The organism is Streptomyces milbemycinicus (genome assembly GCF_002154605.1).
GTDB classification, from domain to species: domain Bacteria; phylum Actinomycetota; class Actinomycetes; order Streptomycetales; family Streptomycetaceae; genus Streptomyces; species Streptomyces milbemycinicus.
Window position 1 is genome coordinate 1 of record NZ_MUNE01000083.1, and the last position, 6,206, is coordinate 6,206.

Sequence of the window (6,206 nt, forward strand, 5' to 3'; positions counted from 1 at the left end):
TTGGGGCTGTGGGGGCGTGCGGACCGGACTGGGGCCGCCGGGGGCCGAGTTCCCGGCCGTCCTGGTGATTCCGCCCACAACGCGGGCCTGTAGAGGGGCGACCAGGGCTTTAGCGCTTTACGCTCGTGGGCACCGCATGACCCCCGCACCCGCCCATGGCCTTCGGCATGGGGACCCCCCGAGGAGGTTCCTGCTTCATGAAGCTCACCGTCGTCGGATGCTCAGGGTCGTTCCCGTCCGCGGAATCGGCCTGCTCGAGCTACCTCGTAGAGGCCGACGGCTACCGGCTGCTGCTCGACATGGGCAATGGCGCCCTTGGCGAGCTGCAGCGCCACTGCGGTCTCTACGACCTCGACTCCGTATTTCTCTCCCATCTGCACCCCGATCACTGCATCGACATGTGCGCGTACTTCGTCGCCCGCTACTACCGGCACGACGGCGGCCGCGCCGAGGCGATCCCCGTCTACGGCCCCGAGGGCACCGAGCGCCGGCTCGTCCGGGCCTACGAGGACGTGCCCGACGAGAAGTCCATGCAGGAAGTCTTCGACTTCCGCACGCTGACCCCGGGCACCTTCACCCTCGGCCCCTTCACGATCCGCACCGCCCGGGTCTGCCACCCCGTGGAGGCGTTCGGCTTCCGCATCGAGCACGAGGGGCGCTCACTGGTCTACTCCGGCGACACCGGCCCCTGCGAGGCGCTGGTGGATCTCGCCCGGGGCGCCGATCTGTTCCTGTGCGAGGCGGCGTTCACCCACGGCAAGGAAGACATCCCCGAGCTGCACCTCAACGGGCGGCAGGCGGGGGAGCACGCGCGCCGCGCCGGGGTCGGCACGCTGGTGCTGACGCATATCCCGCCGTGGACGGACCCCCAGATCAACCAGCGGGACGCACAGGCGGTCTTCGGCGGGCCGGTGGAGCTGGCGAAGGCGGGCGCGGTCTACGAGATTTGAGCGCGATGGCCGTCGTACGTGCTCAGGCCCCCGGAACCGAAGGAGCGGTTCCGGGGGCCTCAGCGTTGCTCGGCTATGCCTTGGTCAGATCCTCGATCTCCTCCTCGGGCTCGCGGCCCGGGGTGGGGAGATCGAATTTGACGATCGCGAAGCGGAAGATCGCGTAGTAGATCACCGCGAAGGCCAGTCCGACCGGGATGATCAGCCAGGGTTTGGTGGCCTGGCCCCAGTTGAGCGCGAAGTCGATGAAGCCCGCGGAGAAGTTGAAGCCCGCGTGTACGCCCAGGGCCCAGGTGATCGCCATGGACGCGGCGGTCAGCAGCGCGTGGATCACATACAGCAGCGGCGCGATGAACATGAACGAGAACTCGATCGGCTCAGTCACCCCGGTGACGAACGAGGTCAGCGCCAGCGAGACCATCATGCCCAGCACGGCCTTGCGGCGCTCGGGGCGGGCGGTGTGGGCCATGGCCAGAGCGGCGGCCGGAAGGCCGAACATCATGATCGGGAAGAAGCCGGACATGAACATTCCGGCGGTCGGGTCGCCCGCCAGGAAGCGGTTGTAGTCGCCGTGTACGACCTGGCCGGCCGCGTTGGTGAAGTCGCCGAGCTGGAACCAGGCCACGGTGTTCACGAACTGGTGCATACCGATGGGGATCAGCGCGCGGTTGACGGCGCCGAAGAGCGCCGAGCCCGCGGAACCCAGGCCCGTCATCCACTCGCCGAAGTTGCCGATGCCCTCGCCGATGGGCTCCCAGATCAGGCCGAAGAAGACGCCCACCGCGATCCCCACGAAGGCCATGATGATCGGCACCAGCCGGCGGCCGTTGAAGAAGCCGAGCCAGTCCACCAGCCGGGTGCGGTGGAAGCGCTGCCACAGCATCGCGGTCAGCAGCCCCATGACGATGCCGCCGAGCACCCCGGGGTCGTTGTACTTGGCCGGGATGTCCTGGCCCTTCTGGATGACCGCGTCGGCGACCGGGAACGCCTCCAGCACCTTGCTGTAGACCAGGAAGCCGACCACGGCGGCCAGCGCGGTGGAGCCGTCCGACTTCTTCGCGAACCCGATGGCCACGCCCACGCAGAACAGCAGCGGCAGGGCGCCGGTGAGCGCACCGCCGGCGTTGCTGAACACGGCGGCGACCTTGTCCCAGCCGAGGCCGTCGGCGCCGAAGACGTCCGGCTGGCCGAACCGCACCATGATTCCGGCGGCGGGCAGGACCGCGATGGGCAGCTGCAGGCTGCGGCCGACCTTCTGCAGTCCCTGGAACAAACCGGCGCGCCGCTTTCTGGCGGGCGCGGCCGTAGCGGTGGCCGTACTCATCGGATTCCTCCTGGTGAGGCGGGCGCTCGGGGGAGAGGGGACGGCCCGCATATGGTCTACACCACAGTGGTGTAGACCTGTTTTTAGCACGTAAGGGCGGGATAGCGGAACCTATCGTTCCGGTGTGGTCTGAACCACTGGAGGGTGGCGTTCCGTTGCTGCTCCGGGTCGCGATAATGGTGTAGACCACAGGGCCGGGCGGGGGTGCGGCGGCGGGCATGGCCGAGCGAACCGGGGCTAAACGTGGTTAACGTATGAAAACCCGCACGAGACAACAGGAGTGGACATGGCCAGCAAGGCTGAGAAGATCGTCGCCGGGCTCGGCGGTATCGACAACATCATCGAGGTCGAGGGCTGCATCACCCGGCTCCGCACCGAGGTCAAGGACGCCGCCCTCGTCAACGAGGCCCTGCTCAAGGCCGCCGGAGCGCACGGCGTGGTGAAGATCGGCACCGCCATCCAGGTCGTCATCGGCACCGACGCGGACCCCGTGGCCGCCGAGATCGAAGACCTGATGTGAGCTGTTGAGCCGAGCCGAACGGACCTCGGTATTGCCGACCGGTATTGCCGATAGGCTCCACCCATGTCTCGTATCGACGGCCGCACGCCCGACCAGCTCCGCCCCGTGACCATCGAGCGCGCATGGAGCAAGCACGCCGAAGGCTCCGTCCTCGTCTCCTTCGGCGACACCCGCGTGCTGTGCACGGCCAGCTTCACCGAAGGCGTGCCGCGCTGGCGCAAGGGAAGCGGCGAGGGCTGGGTCACCGCGGAGTACGCCATGCTGCCGCGCGCCACCAACACCCGCGGCGACCGCGAGTCCGTCCGCGGCAAGATCGGCGGCCGTACGCACGAGATCTCCCGCCTGATCGGCCGCTCGCTGCGCGCCGTCATCGACTACAAGGCCCTCGGCGAGAACACCGTCGTCCTGGACTGCGACGTCCTCCAGGCCGACGGCGGCACCCGCACCGCGGCCATCACCGGCGCGTATGTGGCCCTCGCCGACGCCCTGACCTGGGGCCAGGGCAAGAAGCTCATCAAGGCCGGCCGCCAGCCGCTGACCGGGACCGTCTCCGCCGTCAGCGTCGGCATCGTCGGCGGCATCCCACTGCTCGACCTGTGCTACGAGGAGGACGTGCGCGCCGAGACCGATATGAACGTCGTCTGCACGGGCGACGGGCGCTTCGTCGAGGTCCAGGGCACGGCCGAGGGCGAGCCCTTCGCGCGCGAGGAGTTGAACGGACTGCTCGACCTGGCCGTCGCGGGCTGCGGCGAACTGGCCGAGATCCAGCGCGCGGCGCTCGCCGGCGAGCGGTGACGCAGGCGCGGCAGGCGCGCGGAAAACATCAAAAAGCAACCCACCGACGGCCGGTGGCGTGTAGTCAGATACCGATACTCGGGTACTGACAGCCGGGTACGGGCGCGTGCGCCCGTACCCGCCACCAGGGGAGGGGCCCCGTCCATGGCACTGCGCCACCACCGCATCGGCCGCTTCGGCCACAGCCGCCGCTACCGCCGCTACCGCCGCGCGAGCGCGTTCACCGCTCTCGCCGCCGTCGCCATCGCAATGCCGATCACCGCGGGCTGCAGCGCGGTCGAGAAGGCGATCGACTGCGCGCAGCTCGCCGTGGACATCACGACCGACGTGGACGACCTCCAGGACGCGGTGGGCGGCGCCGTGGTCGACCCGCAGGACGCCGACAAGATCCTCGACGCCCTCGACAAGGACATCGACAAGATCAAGGACAAGACGGACAACGCGGATGTCGGCAAGGCCGTCGACGACCTCCAAAAGGCCGTGGACAACGTCCAGACCGCCATCGACAAGGGCCAGGACCCGGATCTGACCCCCGTCAAGGACGCGGCCGGGGAGCTGACCAAGGTCTGCAGCCCCTGAGGCCACCGCGATAATCAGGACTCATGAAGCGCCTGATCCTAGCCACCCGCAACACCTACAAGATCGTCGAGCTGCGCTCGATCCTGAGCGACGCCGGCCTCGACGTCGAACTCGTGGGCGCCGACGCCTATCCGGAGATCCCCGACGTCAAGGAGACGGGGGTGACCTTCGCCGAGAACGCCTTCCTCAAGGCCCACGCCCTGGCCCGGGCCACCGGCCACCCGGCCGTCGCCGACGACTCCGGGCTGTGCGTCGACGTCCTCGGCGGCGCCCCCGGCATCTTCTCGGCCCGCTGGTCGGGCCGCCACGGCGACGACCGGGCCAACCTCGAGTTGCTGCTCGCCCAACTCGCCGACGTCCCCGACGAACACCGCGCCGCCCACTTCGAATGCGCCGCCGCCCTAGCCCTCCCCGACGGCACCGAACGCGTCGTCACCGGCCGCCTGCCCGGCACACTCCGCCGCGAACCTGTCGGCGGCGGCGGCTTCGGCTACGACCCCATCCTCCAGCCCGACGGCGAGACCCGCACCTGCGCCGAACTGACCCCCGAGGAGAAGAACGCGATCAGCCACCGGGGCAAGGCGTTCCGGGCGCTTGCGCCGTTGGTTCGGGATCTGCTGGGGTGAGCGACGTCGAAGGGGCGGCCCGCTGGAACAGCGGACCGCCCCTTCGACGGTGCGGCCGGTGGGACTCGAACCCACACGGGATTTCTCCCACGGCGGCCTAAGCGCCGCGCGGCTGCCTGATTACGCCACGGCCGCCAGTCGCAGGCCATGTTACCGGCCTGGTGACTGCGACGGTATCGGGGTAAGCGCTACGTGGTGGTGCCTTGTCGCCCCCGGCCGGAGAATGTCCAGGTCTGACTGTGGCACGACGGACAGAGATACCGCAGGTTCTGGAGGCGGTTGTCCCACCGATTCCCGTTGATGTGGTCGATCTCCAGCACGAGCCGTCGCCCCTGCCAGGTGTCACCCGTCCCGCACTCGTCGCAGACTCGCGGCACGGCACTCTCCTCGAGCGCGCGCCTTAGCTGTGAGGTTTTCGTCCGTGCGGCCCCAGGTTCGAGCTTCCGGAGGATCGCGGCGGCGGACTTGCGATGCGGAGAAGGGCGGCCGCACTGGTGGCCTTGGCCGATGAAGTGGACGGTCGAGATCCCGTACGTGGCGATGCTCCGCTGCACCAGAGCACGGCCCGCGCCTCCGGCGGGGAGCTCCAGAGCGCGCAACACCCCGGCCACGCTGTACGACGCGGCGACAGCTCTCAGCAGGGCGCCCTGGGGAAGTAGCCGCTGCGTGCCAGACCGGTTCATGCCACGCTCCGCCGTTTGCGACCGCGGTACGTGTCAGTCACCGCATGGCAGTTGGGGCTGATGGCGATCCCAGAACCAGACGGTCCCTCAACCGCCTCCTGGGCCGTTGAGACGATTGCGCCGAAAAGTGCGACGTGTCGATGCCGAGGGCGACGATACGGCGGCCGATATGGGCTTGATTGCCGCCCACAGGACTGATTCCCAGGCGGCGAACGACCCCGGCCACGCTGGTCGAACACGCCACGAGTTCACGGAGCTGTGATTCGCTGTGACGCACCAGCGGCGTGCGGAGGTGCGAGGCGTCTATGCCCGTCTCGGCGAACTTGCGGCGGAGGTAGCTTCTGCTGCCGATGGTCGGCTTGCCGCCGCACAGCCGTATGGCTTCATCGATGGTCTTCGAGGTGCGCGCGGCTTCCGCGAGCAGTTCGGGTGTGTATCTGATCCGCATGGTTCCCCTCCCCGGACGATCACATGTCGCATCCTCGCACTGAGTAACGAACCGATCGCTCAGAAGTCACGCACGCCGTCCGGCGCATTGGACACAAGCCCCACTGTCAGTGGCACCTGCCAGACTCCGCCCATCCCGACGAAGCACCCCGACGCAGGAGGCGGACGATGAGCGGATCAGGCGTGCCCCAGCACTTCGCGCCCAGGTGGGGCCAGGAGAGCGCAAGGGTCGACCCGCCCGCGGTGGGTGGGGAGTGGGAGGTGTTGGGCGGGGTGCTGGAG

7 protein-coding genes, 1 tRNA gene and 1 pseudogene are annotated in these 6,206 nt (G+C 68.9%); 5 read left to right on the plus strand and 4 right to left on the minus strand.

Annotated features, from left to right (window positions below):
* Positions 1–197: 197 nt before the first annotated feature.
* Positions 198–950 carry an MBL fold metallo-hydrolase gene (locus tag CCN51_RS07645; RefSeq protein ID WP_014179255.1) on the plus strand — a complete coding sequence of 251 codons (753 nt, stop codon included), beginning with the start codon at positions 198–200 and terminating at the stop codon, positions 948–950.
* Positions 951–1,023: 73 nt separating this feature from the next.
* Here the strand turns inward: CCN51_RS07645 and CCN51_RS07650 are convergent, their stop codons facing one another.
* Positions 1,024–2,274 (minus strand): PTS transporter subunit EIIC, encoded by a 1,251-nt coding sequence (locus CCN51_RS07650; protein WP_014179256.1) that lies wholly within the window; start codon positions 2,272–2,274, stop codon positions 1,024–1,026.
* A 277-nt stretch (positions 2,275–2,551) separates the two neighbouring features.
* On the opposite strand from CCN51_RS07650, the pseudogene CCN51_RS07655 reads away from it, so the two are divergent.
* The 4 genes and pseudogenes from CCN51_RS07655 to rdgB all read left to right on the plus strand — a co-directional run.
* Positions 2,552–2,794, plus strand: a pseudogene (locus CCN51_RS07655) (PTS sugar transporter subunit IIB); the annotation flags it as partial.
* Between the two features lie 63 nt (positions 2,795–2,857).
* On the plus strand, positions 2,858–3,589 hold the full coding sequence (rph, locus tag CCN51_RS07660; RefSeq protein WP_014179258.1) for a ribonuclease PH: 732 nt from the start codon (positions 2,858–2,860) through the stop codon (positions 3,587–3,589).
* Between the two features lie 144 nt (positions 3,590–3,733).
* Complete coding sequence (locus tag CCN51_RS07665; protein ID WP_014179259.1) at positions 3,734–4,168, plus strand: hypothetical protein; 435 nt, start codon at positions 3,734–3,736, stop codon at positions 4,166–4,168.
* 23 nt (positions 4,169–4,191) lie between these two features.
* Positions 4,192–4,794 (plus strand): RdgB/HAM1 family non-canonical purine NTP pyrophosphatase, encoded by a 603-nt coding sequence (gene rdgB, locus CCN51_RS07670; RefSeq protein ID WP_014179260.1) that lies wholly within the window; start codon positions 4,192–4,194, stop codon positions 4,792–4,794.
* A gap of 50 nt (positions 4,795–4,844) precedes the next feature.
* On the opposite strand, the gene CCN51_RS07675 is transcribed toward rdgB, so the two are convergent.
* The 3 genes from CCN51_RS07675 to CCN51_RS07685 all read right to left on the minus strand — a co-directional run bounded on the left by CCN51_RS07675 (position 4,845) and on the right by CCN51_RS07685 (position 5,925).
* Positions 4,845–4,929: transfer RNA gene (locus CCN51_RS07675), tRNA-Leu, on the minus strand.
* A 53-nt stretch (positions 4,930–4,982) separates the two neighbouring features.
* Positions 4,983–5,477 carry an HNH endonuclease signature motif containing protein gene (locus tag CCN51_RS07680; protein ID WP_014179261.1) on the minus strand — a complete coding sequence of 165 codons (495 nt, stop codon included), beginning with the start codon at positions 5,475–5,477 and terminating at the stop codon, positions 4,983–4,985.
* 37 nt (positions 5,478–5,514) lie between these two features.
* Positions 5,515–5,925, minus strand: coding sequence for a hypothetical protein (locus tag CCN51_RS07685; protein ID WP_238545456.1), 411 nt, complete (start codon positions 5,923–5,925; stop codon positions 5,515–5,517).
* Between the last annotated feature and the right edge of the window lie 281 nt (positions 5,926–6,206).